Here is a 21232-nt window from a genome sequence, read left to right as displayed (position 1 = left end):
TCCCGGCCGTCCGCTCGTTGAGCGGGCATGGCTGACGACGACGAGCGGCTCGCCCGCCCCGACGGGCACCGCTACGACGCCCCCGAGTCCGACGAGGACCGGCACAGCAAGGAGTGGGCGTACGGCGCCCTCGGCCTGCTGTTCGTCGTACTGATGGTGCTGATCGTCACCGGCACCGTCCCGATCTTCCCGCACTGAGCGGCCGTCGCGACCCCGACCGGGGTCGCGAAGAGCCCGCGCGCGGTCGCGACGGCTCCGTAAGCAGCGCAATTGCGCTACTTACGGGCCGGTAGGCGACCTACCCGCCCGTAACCGGCGCAATTGCGCTGCTTGTGGGCCCGCGGCTGGCGCGCCGATCGGGCACGGGACACCCGGTGAGGTCTCGGTACGCCCGTCGCGACCTCGTTCCTCGGTCGCGGGGCTGCTCGGCCTGGCGGGCGACGGCCGCTCAGCTCAGTGCGCGAGGCCGTAGAGGCGGTCGCCGGCGTCGCCGAGGCCGGGGACGATGTAGCCCTTCTCGTTGAGCTTCTCGTCCATCGCCGCGGTCACCACGGTGACGGGGACGTCGAGGCCCTCGAGCTCCTGCTCCAGGCGGGCGCATCCCTCGGGGGCGGCCAGCAGGCAGATCGCGGTGATGTGGTCGGCGCCGCGGTCGGTGAGGAACCGGATCGCCGCGGCGAGGGTGCCGCCGGTGGCGAGCATCGGGTCGAGGACGTAGCACTGGCGGCCGGAGAGGTCCTCGGGCAGGCGCTCGGCGTACGTCGACGCCTCCAGCGTCTCCTCGTTGCGGACCATGCCGAGGAAGCCGACCTCGGCCGTGGGCAGCAGCCGCATCATCCCGTCGAGCATGCCGAGGCCGGCGCGCAGGATCGGCACCACCAGCGGCTTGGGGGTGGCCAGCCTGATGCCGGTGGTGGGCGAGACCGGGGTGACGATGTCGACCGGCTCGACCCGCACGTCGCGGGTGGCCTCGTAGGCGAGCAGGGTCACCAGCTCGTCGGTGAGGCTGCGGAAGGTCGGGGAGTCGGTGCGCTCGTCACGCAGCGTGGTCAGCTTGTGGGCGACGAGCGGGTGGTCCACGACGTGGGTGCGCATGCGCGGAACCCTAGACGAACAGGCAGTAACGGCGCCCGCCAAGGGGTTGGCGGCGCCGCGGAGGTCTGTCACGCTGAGAACGCCCGTGGATGCGGTGCGGAACCGGAGGCGTGACCATGTCCGACCAGTTCGACGACGTGGACTTCGCGCTGGCCGCCTTCCGCGAGGACGGGGCGTGGACCGTCCAAGAGCTCACCCGCCACCACCTCGTGGACGTCGAGACCCTGGGCGAGGCGCTGCGCCGGCTCCCGGGCGACTTCGGTGCGGTCGCGATGATCGCCATGGACGAGGACTTCTTCCTCGTGGTCCGGGTGGCCGGACCGTCCACCCGGGTGCTGCTCTCCGACGTCACCGCCGCCGACGAGTGGGAGCTGGCCGCCTCGGCGGTCGACTTCCTCGGGCTGCCGCAGCCGGACGAGGACGACGAGCAGGTGCCGGCCGGGGACCTGGAGCTCCTCGCCGACCTGGGGATGCACCCCGTCGACCTCGGCGTGCTGCTCGAGGACTTCGACCTCTACCCCGACGAGATGCTCTCCGACATCGCGCGCCGGATCGGCTTCGGCGAGCTCTTCGACGACGTCGTCGGCCTGACCAACGCCTAACCTGACCCGGTGCCGCACGACCTCCCGCACCAGACCTGGCGCGACCCGATGCTCGCCGCGCTCGCCGAGGCGCGCGCGGCGGTCGCGACCGACGACGTCCCCATCGGCGCCGTCGTCGTCGGCCCCGACGGGTCCGTGCTCGGCACCGGGCGCAACGTCCGCGAGGCCGAGGCCGACCCCACCGGGCACGCCGAGGTGGTCGCGCTGCGGGCGGCGGCCCGGGCCCGCGGCGAGTGGCGCCTCGACGGCTGCACCCTCGTGGTGACCCTCGAGCCGTGCACCATGTGCGCCGGCGCCGCCGTCCTGGCCCGCGTCGACCGCGTCGTCTTCGGGGCGTACGACGCCAAGGCCGGCGCGGTCGGGAGCCTCTGGGACGTCGTGCGCGACCGCCGCCTGAACCACCGCCCGGAGGTGCTCGCCGGGGTGCTGGCCGAGGAATCCGCCGTGCTCCTGGACACCTTCTTCCGCGGCCAGCGCCGATGAGCGGGCCCGATCGTTTGCCTACTGTTCGGGTTGACTTTGCCCAAGTGGCAGACCGAGTGGGAACGGCAGGGCAGAATGGCCCAGTGCGTTTCCGGGTCGTAGGTGCAGTGGCGAGCGTGCTCGCCGCGAGCCTTGTTGCCATCCCCTTCTCGGGGTCCGACTCGGCCGAGGCCGCCGCCGCCACGACCACGGTCGTCGTGCGGGGCACGGCCTTCCCCGACCCGCTGACCGCCCAGCTGTCGTTCACCGGCTACGCCACCCTGAAGGGCACCACCCCCGAGACGGTCCGGCCGATCATCGGCAACGCCGTGGTCCCGCCGTCCGGCACCCGCAGCCTCGGCTTCGACCTCGCCGGCGGCAACAACTCGGTCGGTGCGCTCTTCATGCGGCCCTCGATGCTCCAGACGACCACCGCGGAGCTGCAGGTCCACGCGGCCGCCGGCACCCGCGGTGTCGTGTACGCCGGCTACCAGGCGCCCGCCGACGCCGGCACGACCCGCGTCTGGGTCGGTCGCGCCGAGGTCGCCGTGGGCGCCGGGGCCTGGCAGCGCGTCTCGGCCCTCGGCCTCCGCTTCGCGTGGTCGAAGCGCGACCTCGCGACCGGTGCCCAGCTGGCCGCCGGGCCGGCCGCCGTGATCAACGTGCCCAGCTTCGTGCGGGGCCACGGCGGCGACGGAGCCGGGTTCTACTCCCTGGGCTTCGGCAGCGACGGCAACGCCTTCTCGATCGACACCCTCAAGGTCGGCACGGCCGGGGCGACCCGGGTCTACGACCTCGAGGGCCTCGCCACCACCACCACGATCACCGGTACGACGGGCGTCGCCCCCGGCGAGCCCGCTCGGCTGACCGGCGCCCTCCGTGACCAGAGCGGGGCCCGGGTCCCCGGCAGCACCCTGCTCCTCGAGCAGCGCGTCGGGTCGGGCCCCTGGGAGACCGTCTACCGCAACCCCGACGGCCCGCGGCCGACCGACCCGGTGGTCGTCCCGGCCGACGCCACCGACCCGCAGGTCGTGGTGACGCCCGAGCGCACCACGTCGTACCGCTTCCGCTTCGTCGACCGTCCGCTCGCCGAGGGCAGCGCGTCGGCCCCGTTCACCGTGGCCGTGACCCCGACGCTGACCGCGCGGGCGACCGCCGAGCGCCTCGTCGTCGGCCGGGTCACCCCGGCGGTCGACGGCGCCACCGTCACGCTGCGGTACGCCGACGGCGGGGGTGCCCTGGCCACGGCCCCGGTCGCCGCCGACGGGCGCTACGAGCTGGCCGTCCCGCCCGAGGTCGGGGGCGCCCTGGTGGTCCGCCTCGACGGCGTCGACGGCCTGGAGCCGGCCACGTCCGAGCCGGTCCGGGTCGAGGCGCTGGTCTCCGCGCCGCCCGCCGCCGACCCCGCGCAGCCGCCCGCCGAGACCCCGGACGAGACCCCCGCGGACGAGCCCACCGAGCAGCCGACCGAGTCCGAGGCGCCGGCGGAGCAGCCGACGGACGAGCCGGAGCAGGAGGCGCCCGCCCCGGAGCAGACGCCCACCCAGGCGCCGTCCACGCCGGCCACCCCGGCCCAGCAGCCGGCCGTCCCGGACCCCGCCACGGAGACCACCACCTCCTCTCCCTGACCGCTCTCTGACCGCTCCGCGGCCGGACCGGTCAGGATGGACCCGTGGACGACCTGGCGGACGATCTGGCGGCGCACGTCGGGTTCGCCGCCGGCCTCGTGGTGATGACCGCGGTGACGGTGGTCCTCGGCCTGCGCGCCGGGCTGGGACTGGGGTGGCTGCCGGCCCGGGCGCTGCTGCGCGCCGCCGTCCAGCTGAGCGTCGTCGCACTGCTGCTGCGCGCCGTCCTCGACGTACCCGGCCTGGTGGTCGGGTTCGTCGCGCTGATGCTGACCACCGCCACCTGGACCTCCGGCAGCCGGCTGCGCGGGCTGTGGCGGGGCCGGCTCGCGGCCCTGCTCGGGGTGCTCGCCGGCGCCACCACGTCGCTCGGGCTGATCCTGGTGCTGCGGCTGGTCGACCTCGACGTGCGGTACGTCGTCGCGACCGCTGGCATCGTCATCGGCTCCGCGATGTCGGCCGCGACCCTCGGCGGGCGTCGGTTCGCCGAGTCGGCGCGGCTGCGGCGCGACGAGGTCGAGGGCTGGCTGGCCCTGGGCGCGACCCCCGCGGTCGCGCACCGCGAGCTGGGCCGGGTCGCGGTCCGCGAGGCGGTGCTGCCCAACCTCGACCAGACCCGGTCGACCGGGCTGGTCACCCTCCCCGGGGCGTTCGTCGGGGCCATCTTCGGCGGCGCGAGCCCGGCCGAGGCGGCGCAGTTCCAGCTGGTGGTGCTCGCCGGCGTGGTGCTGGCGATGGTCACCTCGGGGATCGTGGTGACGACGGTGGCCGGGCGCTCGCCGTACGTCGTCACGGACGAGTAGCTCGTGTCCCGAGTCGGAGGTTCGCAGGCAGCCTCCGCGCCCTGAGCACGCACCTCGCCGTGTTGTCGTCACTCGGAGTGACCCGCCACGCCGTCGCTCCTCCGCCCGGCGATGCGCGCACTCAGAGCACGGATGCTGCGACCGAACGTCCGACTCAGGACACGAGCGCCGCGACCTCCTGCGCGCAGCCCCACCCGACGGTGACGCCGGAGCCGCCGTGGCCGTAGTCGTGCACGACGGGCACGGGCAGCAGCGTCTCGTCCCGCTCGAGCCGGATCTCGGGCCGCCCCGGGCGGAGGCCGACGAGGGTCTCCAGCACCGGCGCACCGGCCAGGGCGGGCGCGATCTCGACGCACCGGGCCAGGATCGCGGCGGTCTCCGCCGGGTCGGGGCGGGTGTCCCAGCGGTCGACCTCGAGGGTGCCGCCGAGGATGCAGTCGGTCGTGCGCGGGTGGACGTAGGCCCGGCCGCCCGGATGGTGCTCGTCGCGGACCGACAGGTCGAGCCCGGGGTTGGGCACCCGCACGATCTGGCCCCGGACCGGGAACATCGTGTCGTCGCCGGCCAGGGCACCCGCGCCGAGCCCGGCGGCGTTGACGACCAGGTCGGGGGCGAGGTCGAGGACGTCGTCCAGCCGCTCCAGCCGGCGCGCGACGCGGGTGCCGCCCGCCCGCGCGACCTCGGCCTCCAGGTGCGGCAGGTAGGCCGGCATCTCCACCAGCGGTACGACGAACCGCAGCCCCGCCGGGTAGCCCGGCGGCAGCTCGTCGGGCCGGGCCGGGCGCACCTCGCCGACCGCGTCAGCCCAGTCCGGCGGCGGGGCGTCCGGCTCCGGCGGCTCCCGGAGCAGGACCAGCGACTCGCGCATCACCACGCCCGGCACGCCCGCGGCCGCCTCGCCCGCGAGGACGTCGTACGTCGCCGCGCCCCAGCGGGCCACCGCGTCGGCCGGTCCCGCGGCGGTCGGGAACCACACGGCGGCCGCCACCCAGGAGACGGTCCGCTCGGGCGGCTCGGCGCTCACCACGACCACCTGGTGGCCGTCCCGGAGCAGCAGCAGCGCGCTGCTCAGTCCGCTGATCCCGGCACCCACCACGACGATCCGCACGCCGCCAGCATGCCCCGCAGCCGTCGTGCCACTCAGCTCGGCGTGAACCGCTGCCGGTACGACGTCGGCGTGGTCGCGTAGGCGGCCGCGAAGTTCTGGCGGAAGGTGACCGCACTGCCGAACCCGCAGCTGCGCGCGATCCGGTCGACCGACCAGCCGGTCGTCTCGAGGAGCCGGCGGGACTCGTCCAGGCGCCGGGCCAGCACCCAGCGGGCGGGGGTGGTGCCGGTCGTCTCCGCGAAGCGGCGGGTGAAGTGGCGCCGGCTCATCCGGGCCCGGGCCGCGAGGTCGTCGACGGTCATCGGCTCGTCGAGGTGGGCCAGCGCCCAGTCGAGGGTCGGGCCGAGGCGGCCGACGTCGCCCGGCTCGGGCAGCGGGCGGGCGACGTACTGGGCCTGGTCGCCGTCGCGGTGCGGCGCGACCACCAGGTGCCGGGCCACCGTCGCGGCCGTGGCGGAGCCGATGCGCGACCGCAGCAGGTGGAGGCAGGCGTCGATCGCGGACGCAGTGCCGGCCGAGGTGAGCACGTCGCCGTGGTCGACGTACAGCGCGGCCGCCTGGACGTCGACCTCGGGCCGGCGCCGGGCGAGCTGGTCGGTCGCCGCCCAGTGGGTGACCGCGCTGCGCCCGTCGAGGATCCCGCTGTCGGCCACGGGGAAGGCCCCGAGGCACAGGCCGGCGACGCGGGTCCCGCGGTCGTGGGCGTCGCGCACCAGGTGGAGCAGCTCGTCGTCGGGGGCGGGCAGGTCGGAGGGCCAGGAGGGGAGCACGAGCAGGTCCGCGTCCGCGACGACCTCGGGCCCGGCGACGTCGGTGATCGACACCCCCTCCGCCGTCCGGACACCGCGGCCGTCGGCGGTCCAGATCGACGTCGTCCAGCCGGTGTCCAGGCCGAGCCGGGTCACCTCGCCGAAGACGAGCAGCGGCGCGGCGAGGTGGAACATCGTGATGCCCTCGAAAGCCAGGACGGCGACGCGCAATGTTGGCCCGATCTCATCGAAGGTGGTCGTTCGTGCCACTCACTCTAGTCGCCCCGGGACGCGCACGATGGGACGAGAGCCCACGAAACCCAACCCGAGGAGCCCCCATGACCGACGCACCCCGCCGCGCGCTGATCGTCGTCGACGTCCAGCAGGAGTACGACGACGGCGTCCTGCAGATCCAGCACCCGCCGCGGGCGACCGCCGTGGCCAACGTCGTCCGGGCGCTCGACGTCGCCGAGCAGCAGGGTCTGCCGGTGGTCGTGGTCCAGCACGAGCTCCCCGAGGGTGCGCCGGTCTTCGCCGTCGGCTCGTCGAGCTGGGCGCTGCACCCCGACGTCGAGCGCCGCTTGCAGCCGTCCTGGAAGCGGGTGAGCAAGGACCGCTCGAGCGTCTTCGCCGGCACCGACGTGGCCGCCTGGCTCGCCGAGCGGGACGTCGACACCATCACGATCGTCGGCTTCATGACCAACAACTGCGACCTCGCGACCGCGGCCTCGGCCGAGGAGCTCGGACTGGCGGCCGAGGTCCTGTCCGACGCCACCGGGGCCATCCACCTGGCCAACGAGGCCGGCAAGGTCTCGGCCGAGCAGCTGCACGAGGTGCTGATGGTCCTGCTGCAGTCCAACCTCGCGGCCGTGGCCTCCACGGACGCGTGGGTCGCGGCGGTGGAGGCCGGCGCACCGCTCGCGGGCAGCGACCTCGGCACCTCGGCCACCCAGGGCCGGGCCGCCTTCGCCGGCTGACCGCGCCGCGGCGCTACGGCGCCCGGACCGGGCCGGTCGAGCCCCGGAGGACCAGCTCGGTCGGCAGCACCACCCGCGGCTGCTCCTCCGGTCGGCCCGCGGGGGCGGCCGCGTCGAGCAGCAGCTCCATCGCCACCCGGCCGACGTCGGCGTGCACGCCGCCGAGGGTGGTCAGCCCGGGGGTGCACAGGTCCGCGGCGAAGATGTTGTCGAAGCCGACCACGCTGACGTCCTCCGGCACGCGGACGCCGCGCTGGGCGAGTCGCTGCAGGACGCCGATCGCCAGCAGGTCGTTGTGGGCCACCACCGCCGTCGCCCCGGCGTTCAGCGCCCCGTCGGCGGCGGCCGGACCCTGGGCCACCTTCGGGGTGAAGGGGCCGATCCGACGGGCGGTCAGGCCGTGCTCCTCGGTCGCGGCCTGCAGGGCGGACCAGCGCGTCGCCGCCATCCACGAGTTGCGCGGCCCGGCGAGGTAGACCAGGTCGCGGTGGCCGAGCGAGGCCAGGTGCTCCACGACGCGTCGGCAGCCCTCGACGTGGTCGAGGACCACGCTGGCCAGGTCGGGCAGCTCCCGGCTGATCAGCACGACGGGGCGCTGACCGGCGACCTGCCGGAGGTTCTCGTCGGGCAGTCGGCTGGCGGCGAGCACGAACCCGTCGACCGCGGGGACCAGCCGCTGGACCTGGTCCCACTCGACGCGGGGCGACTCCTCCACGTTGACCAGCACCAGGGTGTACTCGGAGGCCTTGGCCCGCTGCTCGGCGCCGCGGATCAGCTCGAAGTAGTGCGGGTTGGTGATGTCGGAGACCACCATCGCGACGGTGTGGTGGCGGCCCGAGAGCAGGGCCCTCGCGTGCGGGTTGGGCCGGTAGCCCAGCTCGGCCGCGACGGCGAACACCCGCTCGCGGGTCGTGGCTCCCACGCGGTTGGGATTGGAGAAGGCGCGGGAGACCGTCGAGGTCGCGACCCCGGCCTCCCGGGCGACGTCGTAGATGGTGGGGCCGCTCACGACTGCACTCAAACGCGCTTGGCAACTGTTTGGCAACCCCTTGTCGTCGCTGTTGCCGGATCTCTACGGTCCGGTGCTGTGACAGCCGACACATCTCCCGAGCGGCCCGGTCACCCGGCGGTGCGCCGGGTCGCCGCCGTGTTCACCGACCCGCCCCGGTGGCTGGCCCGGTCCGTCCGCGTGGTGACCGCCCTCGAACTCGCGATCGCCGCCGCTGCCGTGGTGCTGATCCTCGTCCTGGTGCTCGTGCAGGCCGGTCAGCGCTACCTGCCCATCGACGGCTGGCCGTGGACCGGGGAGCTGGCCCGGTTCGCCCTGGTCTGGCTGACCTTCGTGAGCGCCGGCGTGCTCGTCACCAGCGACTCCCACATCGCCATCGAGATGGTCGACGGGTTCGGCGGCCCGCGGGTGCGCCGGGTGGTGCGGGTCTTCGCCTGCCTGGTCGTCGCGGTGGTCGGCTACGCGCTGTGCCTGGAGGCGCTCGAGCTCGTCGAGACCCAGGGCATCCTCCGGTCGCCGGCCATGGGGATGCCGATGTCCTGGCTCTACGGCATCTCGCTGATCGGCTTCGTCAGCACCACCGTGCGCGCGCTCGTCGCGGCCGTGCAGTACGCCGTCCTCGGCGCCCCCGAGATCACCTACGACGACGTCGTGGGGGTCCCGACCGCATGAGATCACCCCACGAGACCACTCGCTCCGCCTGCGCTTCCGCGGGGGGCCCGGCATGAGCCTGCTCGTCCTCTGCCTGCTGATCACCGCGCTGCTCGTGCTGCGGGTGCCGATCGCCTTCGCCTTCATCGGCCCGTCCCTGCTCTACATGGTCACGACCGACCAGTCCCTGGGCCTCGCGCTGCGGCTGGTCGCGAACTCGACGGCCAGCTTCCCGCTGCTCGCCGTACCCCTCTTCATCCTGCTGGGCTGCCTGGCCAACCAGGCCGGCATCGCCGACCGGCTCTTCGACTTCGCGCTGGCCCTCCTCGGCCGCGTCCGGGGCAGCCTCGGCTACGTGAGCGTCGGCGTCAGCGTCGGCTTCTCCTGGATGAGCGGCTCCGCCGTGGCCGATGCGGCCGCGCTCGGCAAGATCCAGATCCCCGCGATGCTCCGCAGCGGCTACTCCAAGCGGTTCGCCCTCGGCGTCACCGGCACCGCCGCCCTGATCGCGCCGGTCATGCCGCCGAGCATCCCCGCGGTCATCTACGCCGGCCTGGCCGGCATCTCCACCGGGGCGCTCTTCGCCGCGTCGGTGGTGCCGGCCCTGCTGATGGCGCTGGGCCTGGCGATCGTGGTCTTCCTCCTGGTCCGCCGCGACCCCAACATCCAGCGCACCGAGTTCAGCTGGGCCCGGGTCGCCCACACCGGCAAGCGGGTGATCGCGCCGCTCGGCGCGCCCGTCCTCATCCTGGGCGGCATCCTCGGCGGCTGGTTCACGCCGACGGAGGCGGCCGCCGTGGGAGCGGCGTACATGGGCCTGCTGGGCTTCGCCTACGGGACGCTGCGGGTCCGCGACCTGCCGAAGGTCCTCACCGAGACGGTCCTGACGACGGGCGCGATCATGCTCATCGTCGCCTCGGCGAACCTGCTGGGCTACGTCTTCGCCCGCGAGCGGGTGCCGCAGGAGCTCTCCGAGCTGGTGCTCGGCCTGACCAGCGACGCGACGGTCTTCCTGCTGCTGGTCTTCGCGCTCTCGCTGGTCCTCGGCACGGCGCTCGACGCGATCGCCGTGCTGACCCTGACCGTGCCGATCCTGATGCCCATCAGCGCCCAGTACGACGTCGACCCGATCGCGCTCGGGGTGCTGATGATCCTCTCGCAGATGATCGGTCTGCTCACGCCGCCGGTGGGCACGGTGATCTTCGTGCTGCAGGCGATCGCCAAGGCCCGGATGTCCGAGGTGTTCTACGGCTCGCTGCCCTTCCTGGTGCCGCTGCTCCTGATCTGCTTCGGCATCATCTTCTGGCCCGACGCGATCCTCTACCTGCCCGACAGGCTCGGGCTGTGACCGGCCGGCGGTCGTTCCTGGCCGGGCTGCTCGGCCAGGGGATCGGGCCCTCGCTCACCCCCGAGATGCACGAGCGCGAGGCGGCCCGCCAGGGCCTGCGCTACGTCTACAAGAGCGTCGACCTGGCCGACGCGGCCCTCGGCCGCGGTCACCTGGAGGCCCTGCTGGCCGCCGCGGTCGAGCTCGGCTTCGACGGGCTCAACGTCACCCACCCGGTCAAGCAGACGATGGTGCCGCTGGTCGACCGGGTCACGCCGGAGGTCGAGTCGATCGGGGCCCTCAACACGGTGCTGGTCGACGCGGGCCGGACCACGGGCCACAACACCGACGTCACCGGCTTCGCCCGTGCGTTCGCCGACCTGGCGGACGCCGCTCGCGAGGAGGTCGTCCTGCTCGGCGCGGGCGGGGCCGGCACGGCGGTCGCCCACGCCCTCGCCGCCCAGGACGTACGACGGCTCGTGGTCGTCGATCCCGACGCGTCCCGTGCCGACGAGCTCGCCGGCTCCGTACGGCGACGCGCCGACCAGGACCTCGTGGTCGAGACCGTCGGGCCGGACGCCGTCGCCGCGGCGGTCGCCGCGGCGGACGGCCTGGTCAACGCCACCCCGGTCGGGATGGCCGCCCATCCCGGCACGCCGATCCCGGTCGACCTGCTCCGTCCGGACCTCTGGGTCGCGGACATCGTCTACCGGCCCCTGCTCACCCCCCTGCTGCGCGCCGCCGCCGACCGCGGCTGCCGCACCCTCACCGGCGCCGGCATGGCCGTCCACCAGGCGGCCGACGCGTTCGAGCTCATCACCGGCCGACCGGCCGACCGGGCCGCGATGTTCCACGACTTCGACGAGCTGGTCGAGGCGGAGTCGCAGCACGGACAGCACGACGACCCCAGGTCTCGGGAACACCCCGGAGAAAGGAACCATTGAGATGGCAGCCACACACGAGGGCCTGCGACACCGACGGACGACGGCCCTGGCCGCCGTCGCGGTCCTGCCGCTGCTCGCCCTGGCCGCATGCGGCGGCGGCGACGACGAGGGGGGCGACGGCGGCGAGGTCGAGCTCTCGCTCGCCCACAGCTACACCGAGACCCAGCCCCAGCACCGCTGCGGCGCCCAGGTGATCGCCGACGAGGTCGCCGCGGCCGACGTCGGGATGAAGGTCGAGATCTTCTCGGCCAGCAGCCTGGGGGGTGACGCCGACCGGATCGCCTCGGTGGTCTCCGGTGACATCGACATCGACATCCAGGGGGCCTCGGCCCTCGGCGCGGTCTACGAGCCGGTCGCGGTCGTCGACGCGGCGTACGCGTTCGACGACGGCGAGCACCTGGCCCGCTTCTTCGACAGCGACGCCTCCGACGACCTGATCCAGGGCTTCGCCGACGAGACCGGGGTCAACACGCTCGGCGCCTGGTCGGCGGGCATGCGGCACTTCACCTCCAACGAGCCGATCCGCTCCCCGGAGGACCTGGACGGTCTGCGGATGCGGTTCCCGAACTCGCCGCAGTTCCTGATGAACGCCGAGGCGCTGGGGGCCGACGCCACCGAGGTCGCCTACGAGGAGCTCTTCCTCGCCCTCCAGCAGGGCACGGTGGACGGTCAGGAGAACCCGATCACCAACATCGCGTCCAGCAACCTGCAGGAGGTGCAGGACTACCTCAGCCTCTCCAGCCACCAGGCGAACTCCAACCTGGTGATCGTGGGCGGCGTCTGGGAGGAGCTGAACGACGAGCAGCAGGAGGCGCTCCAGGCCGCGGTCGACAGCGCGGTCGAGCAGGTGCCGGGCTGTGTCGCCGAGGACGAGGAGGCGACCCTCACCGAGTGGGCCGACGGCGACGCCCTCGAGGTGATCGACGACGTCGACGTCGACGCGTTCCGCAGTCAGGCCGACGCCTACCTGCGCGAGAACTTCGACGAGGAGCAGCTCGCCGTCTACGAGGCAATCCGGGGCACGGCCGAGTGACGGCGGCGGGGGAGGTCCAGACCTTCGGGGGAGCGGTCCCGGCGGCGGCGCTCGGGTCGACGCTGATCCACGAGCACGTCTTCGTGGGCCATCCCGAGCTCGATCTCAACCTCCCTCACCCCGAGTGGGACGAGACCGCGGCCGTCGAGGTCGCCGTGGACGGGCTGGAGCGGCTCTGGGAGCTCGGCGTGCGCACGGTCGTGGACCTCACCGTCCTCGGCCTGGGCCGTGACGTCGCCCGCGTCGCCCGGGTCGCCGCGCGGACCCGCGTGCACCTGGTCGCGTCGACGGGCTACTACACGGCCGACGTGCTGCCGGCGTACTTCTCCACGCACGGTCCGGGTCGCCTGGTCGGCGGCCCGGACCCGCTGGTGGACCTGTTCGTCCGGGACATCACCGACGGGATCGCCGGGACCGGCGTCCGGGCCGGGATGCTCAAGGTCGTCACCGACCGGGCGGGGCTGACCCCCGACGTACGACGGGTCATCGAGGCCGCCGCCGAGGCCCACCTGCGCACCGGCGTCCCGATCACCACCCACACCCATGCGCCCTCCCGCAACGGCCGCGACCAGCTGGCGCTGCTGACCGGTCTCGGCGTCGCCCCGGAGCGCCTGGTGATCGGGCACTGCGGCGACAGCGAGGACCTCGACTACCTCCGCGAGCTGATGGACGCCGGCGCCACCATCGGCATGGACCGCTTCGGGATGGAGCACGTGCTGAGCGACGACCGGCGGGTCGCCACCGTGCTCGCCCTGCTCCGCGAGGGGTACGCCGAGCGGATGGTCCTCTCCCACGACGCGGCGTTCTTCAGCCGGGTCACCCCGCCGTCGTGGCGGGCCGCGCACGTGCCGCACTGGCGGATGGACACCATCGCGACCCGGATCGTCCCCCGCCTGCTCGAGGGCGGCGCCACCGAGACCGACCTGCACCAGCTGCTGGTGCTCAACCCCGCCCGACTCCTGGAGCCGACGACATGAGCCTGCGCACCTCGATCGCCACGGTCTGCCTGAGCGGCACCCTGACCGACAAGCTGCACGCCGCGGCCGAGGCCGGCTTCGACGGCGTGGAGGTCTTCGAGCCCGACCTGGTCGCCTCGGCCGCCGGCCCCGAGGAGGTCGCGGCGCTCGCCCGCCGCCTCGGCCTCACCCTCGACCTCTACCAGCCATTCCGCGACGCCGAGGGCGTCACCGAGGAGGAGTTCGCCGACGTGCTGCGCCGGGCGCGGGCGAAGTTCCGGCTGATGCAGCGGCTCGGCGTCGACACCATGCTGGTCTGCAGCAACGTCGGGACGGCGACGATCGACGACGACGAGGTCTCCGCGAGCCAGCTGCGGAGGCTGGGCGAAGCGGCCGCGGAGCACGGCGTACGCCTGGCCTTCGAGGCGCTGGCCTGGGGCCGGTACGTCGACGACTACCGCCGCGCGTGGCGGATCGTCGAGCTCGCCGACCACCCGGCGGTCGGGACCTGCCTGGACAGCTTCCACATCCTCTCGCGCGGCCACGACCCGGCCGGGATCGAGCAGATCCCCGGCGAGAGGATCTTCTTCCTGCAGCTCGCCGACGCCCCGGCCCTGACCATGGACGTCCTGTCCTGGAGCCGCCACCACCGGCTCTTCCCCGGCGAGGGGGCCTTCGACCTGCCGGCCTTCCTCGGCCACGTCCTCCGGGCGGGGTACGACGGGCCGCTGTCCCTGGAGGTCTTCAACGACACCTTCCGGCAGACCGAGGTGCTGCGCACGGCCCGCCAGGCGCGCCGGTCGCTGACCTGGCTGGAGGACCAGGTCGCCCGGCTCCCCGACCCGCCGGTCCGCGCCGACGGCCCCACTCGGCTGCCCGACGCCGCGCCGCCGACCGACGTGGACTTCGTCGAGGTCAAGGCCGAGGACGCCGGCGCGGTCGACGTGCTGCTGCGTCAGCTCGGCTTCGACTTCCGCGGCCGGCACCGCAGCAAGCCGGTGCGCTTGTGGACCCAGGGGCGGGCCCGGGTGATCTGCAACGAGCAGCAGGCCCGCGACTGGTCGCCGACCCTCGCCGCGGTCGGCTTCGAGGTCGCCGACCCGGTGGCCGCGGCGGCCCGGGCGCGGCTGCTCCAGGCGCCGCCGGTGTTCCGCCGTACCCTCGCCGGGGAGCTGGACCTGGCCGCCTTCCGGGCGCCCGACGGCACCGAGGTCTTCCTGGCCGGTCCGGCCGACGGCGACGCCGCGTGGGTCCGCGAGTTCGAGGACGGCGAGCCGCCGGCCGACGTCCCGCTGCTGACGGGCGTCGACCACGTCAACCTCGCCCAGCCCTGGCAGCGCTTCGACGAGGCCGTGCTGTTCTACAGCAGCGTGCTGGCCCTCGACGCCGGCGCGGGCCAGGACGTCGCCGCGCCGACCGGACTGGTCCGCAGCCAGGTCGTCTGCAGCGCCGACCACGCCGTACGCCTGGCGCTCAACGTGGCCCCGCTCGCCTTCGACCACCCCGACGGCTTCCCGCAGCACGTCGCCTTCACCACCGACGACGTGCTCGCCGTGGCCCGCCGGGCCCGCGAGCGGGGGCTGCGCCCGCTGCCCGTCCCGGCGAGCTACTACGACGACCTGCAGGCCCGCTTCGACCTGCCGGACGCCACTCTCGAGGAGTACGCCGGCCTCGGGATCCTGCACGACCGCGACGGCGCGGGGGAGTTCACGCACTTCTACACCGAGACCGTCGGCGGGGTGTTCTTCGAGGTGGTGCAGCGCCGCGGCGGCTACGAGGGGTACGGCGCTCCCAACGCCCCCGTCCGGCTGGCCGCCCAGCACGAGCGGTCCCGGCGTCCCGGCTGGTGAGGCGGTTCCGCACAGGAATCGGCGATCGCTGCCGATGTGGGTACCGTGCAGTAGTACCCGACCGGCCCGTAGGGCCAGGCAGGACCACATGAGCTCTCTCGGAACCACCACGGCACCGGTCGCCCCGGAGCCGCTCGTCGAGCCCGAACGCCCCGGCCTGCTGACCATCGTCAAGCGGGTCTCGCTGAGCCTGCTGATCGCCTGCCTGGTGCCGGCCGGCCTGTTCTGCTCGGTCACCGTCCTGGTCGGCGTGTGGCCGGCGATCCTCGCCGCGCTCGCCTGGTCGTACGGCGCGATCGCGTGGCGGGCGGTCACGGGCCGTCGTACCTCCGGGCTGCTGATCCTCACCGCGATCGTGCTGACCGGCCGGACGGTGGTCGCGCTGCTCGCCGACAGCACCTTCCTGTACTTCCTGCAGCCGATCATCAGCGACGGCGTCGTCGCGGCGGCGTTCCTGCTCTCGCTGGCCACCGCCCGGCCGCTGGTGGCCCGGCTGGCCGGCGACTTCTACCCGATGGACCACGAGCTGCACCTGCGCCCGGGGATCCAGAGGCTGTTCTGGCGGCTCACCCTGCTGTGGGCGATGCTCTGCCTGGCCAAGGCCGGCGCCACCCTGTGGATGCTGCTGGCCCTCGACGTGCAGACCTTCGTGCTGGTCCGCGACGCCTCCCTGCAGACCGTGAACGTCCTGGCGGTCGCCGGCACCATCGCCCTCGCCGTACGGGTCGCCCGCAAGGAGGGCCTGCTGCACTGCGCGACCGTCCCGGCCCCCGCCGTCTGATCGGATCGGTCTAGATCACCCGTCGAGCGTCGAGGCCCGGGCGACCAGCTCGGGCGTGAACAGCACCTGCTGGTGCTGGTGGCCGTCGTTGGTCGCCTCGTCGAGGACGAGCTCGGCGGCGGTGCGGCCGAGCTCCTGGCGGGGCTGGCGCACCGAGGTCAGGGGTACGGCGGCCGCGGACGCGAAGACGATGTCGTCGTAGCCGACGATGGCCAGCTGCTCGGGGACCCGGGTGCCGGAGCCGATGGCCTGCTGGAGCAGGCCGAGGGCGAGCAGATCGTTGGCGCAGAAGGCGGCGGTGGGGCGACGGGTCGTCGGCAGCCCCGAGAGCCGCTGCCCCGCGTTGCGGCCCTCCTGGACGTCGAGGGCCTCGGTGGCCAGCACCACCAGGTCGTCCTCGGGCAGCCCGGCCGCGGCCCAGGCCTGACGGGCGCCCTCGAGGCGGTCGCGGACCTGGCCGAGGTGGATCGGGCCGCCGATGAAGGCGACCTTGGTGTGGCCGCGGTCGACGAGGTGCTCGACGGCCAGCCGGCCGCCGAGGCGGTCGTCGACGGCCACGGAGCAGAAGGACCGGTCGTCGCGGGTGCGGTCGACGATGACGAGCGGGGTGCCGCGGCGTCGTACCTCTTCGAGGACCGGGGACTCGGGGTTCACCGGCGTGACCAGGACGCCCTGCACGCGCTGCTGCTGGAGCAGCGCCAGGTGGGCCTCCTCGCGCGACGCCCCGTTGCCGCTGTTGCAGAGGACGAGCGAGAGGTCGGCGGCCTCGGCCGCGCTCTCGATGCCCTGGGCGACGTCGGTGAAGAACGGGTTGGAGGCGTCGAGCATGACGTAGGCGAGGGTCCGGCTGGTGCCGGCGCGGAGCTGGCGGGCCGACTCGTTGCGGACGAAGCCGAGCTCGGCCATCGCCTCCTGCACCCGGGTGCGGGTCGAGGCGCTGACCCGGTCGGGCCGGTTCAGGACGTTGGACACGGTCCCGAGGGAGACGCCGGCTGCTGCGGCGACGTCCTTGACGGACGCGGCGCGGCCTTCGCGCGTCACCATGAGACCTCCTGAGGAACCGTCTTGAAACGTTGCGCGAAGAATAGACCTGCCACCCCCTGCACGTCGCCAAACCAGATTTCCGGAAGATTTCTGCCCGAGCGCTTGACGCTTGTGACTGCAGTCACCTACGGTCTCCGGAGTTGAAGTGAAACCTTTCAATCAGACAGGGGAGTCAGGAATGACTCAGGCTCACCAGGCCGGTCCGGTCCTCGAGCTGGAGGACGTGTCCAAGTCCTTCGGCGCGGTGACCGCGCTGCGGTCTGCCAGCCTTTCGGTCGGCGCGGGGTCCATCCACGCGCTGATCGGGGAGAACGGCGCCGGCAAGTCCACGCTCATCAAGATCGTCGCCGGCGTGCACCGCCGCGACGGCGGGACCTTCCGGTTCCAGGGCGCGGACGTCGACTTCACGTCGACCGCCGAGTCGAAGGGCGCGGGCATCGCGGTCATCTACCAGGAGCCGACGCTCTTCCCGGACCTCTCGGTCACCGAGAACATCTTCATGGGCCGCCAGCCCCTCGGTCGTGGTCGTCGCATCGACTACGCCGCGATGTACACCGAGGCCGAGGCGCTCTTCGCCCGTCTGGGCGTCTACATCGACCCGCGGCGCCCGGCGCGGGGCCTGTCGATCGCCGACCAGCAGATCATCGAGATCGCCAAGGCCATCTCGCTCGACGCCGCGCTGCTGATCATGGACGAGCCGACCGCCGCGCTGTCCGGCGTCGAGGTCGAGCGGCTCTTCGCGGTCGCGCGGAGCCTGCGCGACGAGGGTCGCGGCCTGGTCTTCATCTCGCACCGCTTCGAGGAGGTCTTCGAGCTCTGCGACACCGTCACGGTGATGCGCGACGGCTCCTACGTCTCCACCAAGAAGATCGCCGACACCACCGTCGACGCGCTGGTCGCCGAGATGGTCGGCCGCGAGGTCGCCGACCTCTTCCCGAAGACCGTGGCCGAGGTCGGCGACGTCGTCCTCGACGTCCAGGGCCTCTCCTCGGTCGGCGTGTTCCGCGACGTCTCCTTCCAGGTCCGCGCCGGTGAGATCGTCGGTCTCGCCGGCCTGGTCGGCGCCGGCCGCTCCGAGATCGCCCGCGCCGTCTTCGGCGTGGACAAGTACGACGAGGGCAGCGTCGAGCTGCTCGGCAAGCGGGTCCCCGCGAGCAACCCCCGCGCCGCGATCAAGGCCGGCATGGCCTTCGTCCCGGAGGACCGTCGCAAGCAGGGCCTCGTCACCGAGGCCTCCGTCGCCCGCAACGTCGCCGGCGTGATCCGCCGCGGCCTGACGACCGCGGGTCTGCTCACGGGCCGGGCGGAGAACCGCGCCGCCGGACCGTGGGCCGGACGCCTCGAGGTCAAGACCAACGCCCTCGACATGCACGCCACCACCATGAGCGGCGGCAACCAGCAGAAGGTCGTCATCGCCAAGTGGCTGGCCACCGAGCCGAAGCTGCTGATCATCGACGAGCCCACCCGCGGCATCGACGTCGGCACCAAGTCCGAGGTCCACCGGCTGCTGTCCGACCTGGCCGGCCAGGGCCTGGCGATCCTGATGATCTCCTCCGAGCTGCCCGAGGTGCTCGGCATGGCCGACCGCGTCCTCGTCGTCTGCGAGGGGCGGATCACCGCCGAGATCGCCCGCGAGGACGCGACGCCCGAGAACGTCATGTTCGCCGCCACCAACGCCGTCACCCACACCGGTTCGGAGGTCCCGGCATGAGCGACACCACCCTCCGGCCCAGCGCGGAATCGCCCGTGGCCCGCACGCTCAAGACGCTGCTGCGCTCCCGCGAGCTCGCCGTCGCCATCGTGCTCGTGCTCCTGATCGCCGTCACGACGATCAAGAGCGACTCGTTCCTCTTCGGCGCGACCGGCTGGCGCGACCTGCTGCTGACGCCGTCGATGCTGATCCTGCTCGCGGTCGGCCAGACCTGCGTGATCGTGACCCGCAACGTCGACCTCTCGGTCGGCTCGACGCTGGGCCTCACGGCGTACCTCACGGGCCGCCTGTTCGTCGACACCAGCCTGCCGATCATCGCGGTCGTGCTCGCGGGCGTGCTGATGGGCGCGGTGCTGGGTCTGGTCAACGGCATCCTCGTCGCCTTCGGGCGGGTGCCGGCGCTGGTGATCACCCTCGGCACCATGTACATCTACCGCGGCGCCTTCCTCACCTGGGCCGGCAGCGACCGGATCAACGCCAGCGACATGCCGCGCGCGTTCAAGGACCTCGGCACCGAGTCGATCCTCGGCATCCCGATCCTGACCATCGTCGCGGTCGTCGTGCTGGTCATCGTCGGCTACTACCTGCGCACCGCCCGCGGCGGTCGCGAGCTCTACGCCATCGGCTCCGACCCCGACGCGGCCGAGCTCTACGGCCTGAAGGTGACCCGGCGGATCCTCGCGGCGTTCGTGCTCTCCGGCGCCCTCGCCGGCCTGGCCGGCGTCGTCTCCGCCGCGCGCTTCGGCACCGTCAGCTCCAGCGTCGGCCAGGGCATCGAGCTGGAGGCCGTCGCGGCCGCCGTCATCGGTGGCGTGGCGATCTTCGGTGGCAGCGGCACCGTCTGGGGCGCGGCCCTGGGCGCCTTCCTGCTGGTCACGATCAACCGGGCCCTGCCCGTCCTCGGCATCTCCGACTTCTGGCAGCAGGCCGTCGTCGGTGTCCTTATCGTCGGCGCGATCGTCCTTGACCGGGTCCTGGTCAGCCGCCAGGAGCGGGCGCTGATCGCCGCCAGAGAGCACGGCCCCGACACACCCTCGACCGGGTCGGGGGGCGGGCCCGCGCTGGCCCCCATCGTCCCCGGGACCCCGGCCGACCACGAGACCGGCCACGAGACCGGCACCACCGACCCGACCGACACCGAGGAGGTCGTCCGATGAGCACCCTGACCGACCACCCCGAGACGTCCGCCCGGAAGACGCGCACCTACGCGGCGTACTCCCGGCCCTTCTGGCAGCGCGTGGTCTTCAGCCGCGAGTTCGCGGTGATCGCCCTGCTGATCGCGGCGATCGTCTACTCGCGCTCGCAGGTCGACTACTTCGACGGCCCGCAGACCATGTACTACCTGTTCCGCGACTCCGCGAGCATCCTGCTGCTGGCGCTGCCGATGACGGCCATCATCATCACCGGCGAGATCGACCTGTCGGTCGCCAGCACGGTCGGTCTGACCAGCGTCGCGTTCGGCATGCTGCACTCCGACGCGGGCCTGTCGATGACCGTGGCCGCCCTGCTGGCCATCGTGATCGGCGCGGTGTGCGGGGCGTTCAACGGCTTCCTGATCGCGTACGTCGGGCTGCCGTCGATCGCGGTCACGATCGGCACCCTGGCCCTCTTCCGCGGCATCGCCGCCGGTCTGCTCGGCACCGAGTCGCGCACCGACTTCTCGGAGAAGTGGACCGACCTGGCCAAGGAGCGGATCGTCGAGGACCAGCCGTACCCGATGATCCTCATCCCGTTCGTGGTGCTGGCCATCGTGTTCGTGCTGCTGCTGCACTTCTCGCCGTTCGGCCGGGGCGTCTTCGAGATCGGCCTGAACGACGAGGCCGCGCACTTCACCGGCGTCAACGTGGCCCGCACGAAGGCGATCCTCTTCGTCCTCTCCGGTGCGGTGGCCGGCTTCGTCGGCATCTACACCACCCTCGTCACCGGCGTGGCCCGGGCCGAGAACTCGGTCGGCCTGGAGCTCCAGGTCATCGCCGCGGTGCTCCTCGGCGGCGTGTCGATCTTCGGCGGCAAGGGCGCCCTGCACGGCGTCATCGCCGGCGTGCTGCTCATCGGCGTCATCCAGCGGGCGATGCTCCTGAGCGGCGAGACCATCAACATCATCAACATCGTCATCGGAGTGCTTCTCGTGCTCTCCGTGATGTCCACCAGTCTTCTCGCCGGTGTGCGCCGTCTGGCCGCCGCGAGCAAGGGGGCGCGCTCCTCGGGCCGCACCTCGGACAGCGCCGGCAAGCGGTCGCTGAGCTGATATCCGGCAACGATGCCGGACGGAATCGAAAGGTAAGAAACATGAAGTTCCAGAACCGACGACTTGCCAGCCTCGCGGCTGTCACGCTGGTCGCCAGCCTGGCTCTGACCGCTTGCGGTGGCGACGACTCGTCGAGCGCCGACGGTGGCAGCGGTAACGGTGGGGGGGACGGCACCACGGTGACGTTCATCCCGAAGAACCTGGGCAACGCCTACTTCGACACCTCGAACGCGGGTGGCAAGAAGGCGGTCGAG

The 21232-nt window shown here is 73.1% G+C and carries 21 protein-coding genes and 1 pseudogene; 17 read left to right on the top strand and 5 right to left on the bottom strand.

Features of this window, described 5'->3' with window-relative positions; translation table 11 throughout:
- Positions 1 to 27 precede the first annotated feature (27 nt).
- Positions 28 to 198, top strand: a complete 171-nt coding sequence (locus V7S47_RS07685) for a hypothetical protein (protein WP_336561026.1) — start codon at positions 28 to 30, stop codon at positions 196 to 198.
- Between the two features lie 255 nt (positions 199 to 453).
- On the opposite strand, the gene upp is transcribed toward V7S47_RS07685, so the two are convergent.
- Positions 454 to 1095 (bottom strand): uracil phosphoribosyltransferase, encoded by a 642-nt coding sequence (upp, locus tag V7S47_RS07680; RefSeq protein WP_090860386.1) that lies wholly within the window; start codon positions 1093 to 1095, stop codon positions 454 to 456.
- A 116-nt stretch (positions 1096 to 1211) separates the two neighbouring features.
- Between upp and V7S47_RS07675 the strand changes: the two genes are divergently transcribed.
- The 4 genes from V7S47_RS07675 to V7S47_RS07660 all read left to right on the top strand — a co-directional run bounded on the left by V7S47_RS07675 (position 1212) and on the right by V7S47_RS07660 (position 4590).
- On the top strand, positions 1212 to 1697 hold the full coding sequence (locus V7S47_RS07675; RefSeq protein WP_336561025.1) for a tRNA adenosine deaminase-associated protein: 486 nt from the start codon (positions 1212 to 1214) through the stop codon (positions 1695 to 1697).
- Between the two features lie 48 nt (positions 1698 to 1745).
- Positions 1746 to 2180: a nucleoside deaminase gene (locus V7S47_RS07670; protein ID WP_336561452.1), complete on the top strand. Its 435-nt coding sequence runs from the start codon at positions 1746 to 1748 to the stop codon at positions 2178 to 2180.
- 116 nt (positions 2181 to 2296) lie between these two features.
- On the top strand, positions 2297 to 3787 hold the full coding sequence (locus V7S47_RS07665; protein ID WP_336561024.1) for a hypothetical protein: 1491 nt from the start codon (positions 2297 to 2299) through the stop codon (positions 3785 to 3787).
- Positions 3788 to 3831: 44 nt separating this feature from the next.
- Complete coding sequence (locus V7S47_RS07660) at positions 3832 to 4590, top strand: ABC transporter permease (protein ID WP_336561023.1); 759 nt, start codon at positions 3832 to 3834, stop codon at positions 4588 to 4590.
- Positions 4591 to 4744: 154 nt separating this feature from the next.
- On the opposite strand, the gene V7S47_RS07655 is transcribed toward V7S47_RS07660, so the two are convergent.
- Positions 4745 to 5698, bottom strand: coding sequence for an FAD-dependent oxidoreductase (locus tag V7S47_RS07655; RefSeq protein ID WP_336561022.1), 954 nt, complete (start codon positions 5696 to 5698; stop codon positions 4745 to 4747).
- 32 nt (positions 5699 to 5730) lie between these two features.
- Positions 5731 to 6717 (bottom strand): GlxA family transcriptional regulator, encoded by a 987-nt coding sequence (locus V7S47_RS07650; protein ID WP_336561021.1) that lies wholly within the window; start codon positions 6715 to 6717, stop codon positions 5731 to 5733.
- Positions 6718 to 6785: 68 nt separating this feature from the next.
- Here V7S47_RS07650 and V7S47_RS07645 point away from each other — a divergent pair, with 68 nt between their 5' ends.
- On the top strand, positions 6786 to 7424 hold the full coding sequence (locus V7S47_RS07645) for an isochorismatase family protein (protein ID WP_336561020.1): 639 nt from the start codon (positions 6786 to 6788) through the stop codon (positions 7422 to 7424).
- 13 nt (positions 7425 to 7437) lie between these two features.
- Here V7S47_RS07645 and V7S47_RS07640 read toward each other — a convergent pair whose 3' ends face one another.
- Positions 7438 to 8433: a LacI family DNA-binding transcriptional regulator gene (locus V7S47_RS07640; protein ID WP_336561019.1), complete on the bottom strand. Its 996-nt coding sequence runs from the start codon at positions 8431 to 8433 to the stop codon at positions 7438 to 7440.
- A gap of 78 nt (positions 8434 to 8511) precedes the next feature.
- On the opposite strand from V7S47_RS07640, the gene V7S47_RS07635 reads away from it, so the two are divergent.
- The 7 genes from V7S47_RS07635 to V7S47_RS07605 all read left to right on the top strand — a co-directional run bounded on the left by V7S47_RS07635 (position 8512) and on the right by V7S47_RS07605 (position 15975).
- On the top strand, positions 8512 to 9105 hold the full coding sequence (locus V7S47_RS07635) for a TRAP transporter small permease (protein WP_336561018.1): 594 nt from the start codon (positions 8512 to 8514) through the stop codon (positions 9103 to 9105).
- A 52-nt stretch (positions 9106 to 9157) separates the two neighbouring features.
- Positions 9158 to 10432, top strand: coding sequence for a TRAP transporter large permease (locus V7S47_RS07630; RefSeq protein ID WP_336561017.1), 1275 nt, complete (start codon positions 9158 to 9160; stop codon positions 10430 to 10432).
- Positions 10429 to 11355 (top strand): shikimate dehydrogenase, encoded by a 927-nt coding sequence (locus tag V7S47_RS07625; RefSeq protein ID WP_336561016.1) that lies wholly within the window; start codon positions 10429 to 10431, stop codon positions 11353 to 11355. The genes V7S47_RS07630 and V7S47_RS07625 overlap by 4 nt, the downstream gene beginning before the upstream one ends.
- A gap of 1 nt (position 11356) precedes the next feature.
- Positions 11357 to 12388 (top strand): DctP family TRAP transporter solute-binding subunit, encoded by a 1032-nt coding sequence (locus V7S47_RS07620; protein WP_336561015.1) that lies wholly within the window; start codon positions 11357 to 11359, stop codon positions 12386 to 12388.
- Positions 12385 to 13365 (top strand): phosphotriesterase family protein, encoded by a 981-nt coding sequence (locus V7S47_RS07615; protein WP_336561014.1) that lies wholly within the window; start codon positions 12385 to 12387, stop codon positions 13363 to 13365. The genes V7S47_RS07620 and V7S47_RS07615 overlap by 4 nt, the downstream gene beginning before the upstream one ends.
- Positions 13362 to 15194 (top strand): bifunctional sugar phosphate isomerase/epimerase/4-hydroxyphenylpyruvate dioxygenase family protein, encoded by a 1833-nt coding sequence (locus V7S47_RS07610; protein ID WP_336561013.1) that lies wholly within the window; start codon positions 13362 to 13364, stop codon positions 15192 to 15194. The genes V7S47_RS07615 and V7S47_RS07610 overlap by 4 nt, the downstream gene beginning before the upstream one ends.
- An 88-nt stretch (positions 15195 to 15282) precedes the next feature.
- On the top strand, positions 15283 to 15975 hold the full coding sequence (locus tag V7S47_RS07605) for a VC0807 family protein (protein ID WP_336561012.1): 693 nt from the start codon (positions 15283 to 15285) through the stop codon (positions 15973 to 15975).
- Positions 15976 to 15990: 15 nt separating this feature from the next.
- Here the strand turns inward: V7S47_RS07605 and V7S47_RS07600 are convergent, their stop codons facing one another.
- Positions 15991 to 17019, bottom strand: coding sequence for a LacI family DNA-binding transcriptional regulator (locus V7S47_RS07600; RefSeq protein ID WP_336561011.1), 1029 nt, complete (start codon positions 17017 to 17019; stop codon positions 15991 to 15993).
- Positions 17020 to 17197: 178 nt separating this feature from the next.
- Here V7S47_RS07600 and V7S47_RS07595 point away from each other — a divergent pair, with 178 nt between their 5' ends.
- The 4 genes and pseudogenes from V7S47_RS07595 to V7S47_RS07580 form a co-directional block, all read left to right on the top strand.
- Complete coding sequence (locus tag V7S47_RS07595; protein WP_336561010.1) at positions 17198 to 18730, top strand: sugar ABC transporter ATP-binding protein; 1533 nt, start codon at positions 17198 to 17200, stop codon at positions 18728 to 18730.
- Entirely contained in the window at positions 18727 to 19887 is a 1161-nt protein-coding gene (locus tag V7S47_RS07590; protein ID WP_336561009.1) for an ABC transporter permease, read from the top strand. The genes V7S47_RS07595 and V7S47_RS07590 overlap by 4 nt, the downstream gene beginning before the upstream one ends.
- Positions 19884 to 20978 carry an ABC transporter permease gene (locus V7S47_RS07585; RefSeq protein ID WP_336561008.1) on the top strand — a complete coding sequence of 365 codons (1095 nt, stop codon included), beginning with the start codon at positions 19884 to 19886 and terminating at the stop codon, positions 20976 to 20978. Before V7S47_RS07590 ends, V7S47_RS07585 begins: the two co-directional genes overlap by 4 nt.
- Positions 20979 to 21019: 41 nt before the next feature.
- Positions 21020 to 21232 (top strand): annotated as a pseudogene (locus tag V7S47_RS07580) (hypothetical protein); the annotation flags it as partial.

Origin of the sequence: Nocardioides sp. CCNWLW216 (genome assembly GCF_037120545.1) — a bacterium.
Classification (GTDB): domain Bacteria; phylum Actinomycetota; class Actinomycetes; order Propionibacteriales; family Nocardioidaceae; genus Nocardioides; species Nocardioides lianchengensis.
This window is presented reverse-complemented; position numbering and strand designations above follow the sequence as displayed.

Bases quoted from the DNA above. Each gene is read 5' to 3' on its own strand.
- V7S47_RS07590 (WP_336561009.1), top strand. From the start codon at position 18,727: ATGAGCGACACCACCCTCCGGCCCAGCGCGGAATCGCCCGTGGCCCGC.
- V7S47_RS07605 (WP_336561012.1), top strand. From the start codon at position 15,283: ATGAGCTCTCTCGGAACCACCACGGCACCGGTCGCCCCGGAGCCGCTC.
- V7S47_RS07630 (WP_336561017.1), top strand. From the start codon at position 9,158: ATGAGCCTGCTCGTCCTCTGCCTGCTGATCACCGCGCTGCTCGTGCTG.
- V7S47_RS07675 (WP_336561025.1), top strand. From the start codon at position 1,212: ATGTCCGACCAGTTCGACGACGTGGACTTCGCGCTGGCCGCCTTCCGC.
- upp (WP_090860386.1), bottom strand. From the start codon at position 1,095: ATGCGCACCCACGTCGTGGACCACCCGCTCGTCGCCCACAAGCTGACC.
- V7S47_RS07610 (WP_336561013.1), top strand. From the start codon at position 13,362: ATGAGCCTGCGCACCTCGATCGCCACGGTCTGCCTGAGCGGCACCCTG.
- V7S47_RS07620 (WP_336561015.1), top strand. From the start codon at position 11,357: ATGGCAGCCACACACGAGGGCCTGCGACACCGACGGACGACGGCCCTG.
- V7S47_RS07670 (WP_336561452.1), top strand. From the start codon at position 1,746: ATGCTCGCCGCGCTCGCCGAGGCGCGCGCGGCGGTCGCGACCGACGAC.
- V7S47_RS07685 (WP_336561026.1), top strand. From the start codon at position 28: ATGGCTGACGACGACGAGCGGCTCGCCCGCCCCGACGGGCACCGCTAC.
- V7S47_RS07595 (WP_336561010.1), top strand. From the start codon at position 17,198: ATGACTCAGGCTCACCAGGCCGGTCCGGTCCTCGAGCTGGAGGACGTG.
- V7S47_RS07600 (WP_336561011.1), bottom strand. From the start codon at position 17,019: ATGGTGACGCGCGAAGGCCGCGCCGCGTCCGTCAAGGACGTCGCCGCA.
- V7S47_RS07585 (WP_336561008.1), top strand. From the start codon at position 19,884: ATGAGCACCCTGACCGACCACCCCGAGACGTCCGCCCGGAAGACGCGC.
- V7S47_RS07645 (WP_336561020.1), top strand. From the start codon at position 6,786: ATGACCGACGCACCCCGCCGCGCGCTGATCGTCGTCGACGTCCAGCAG.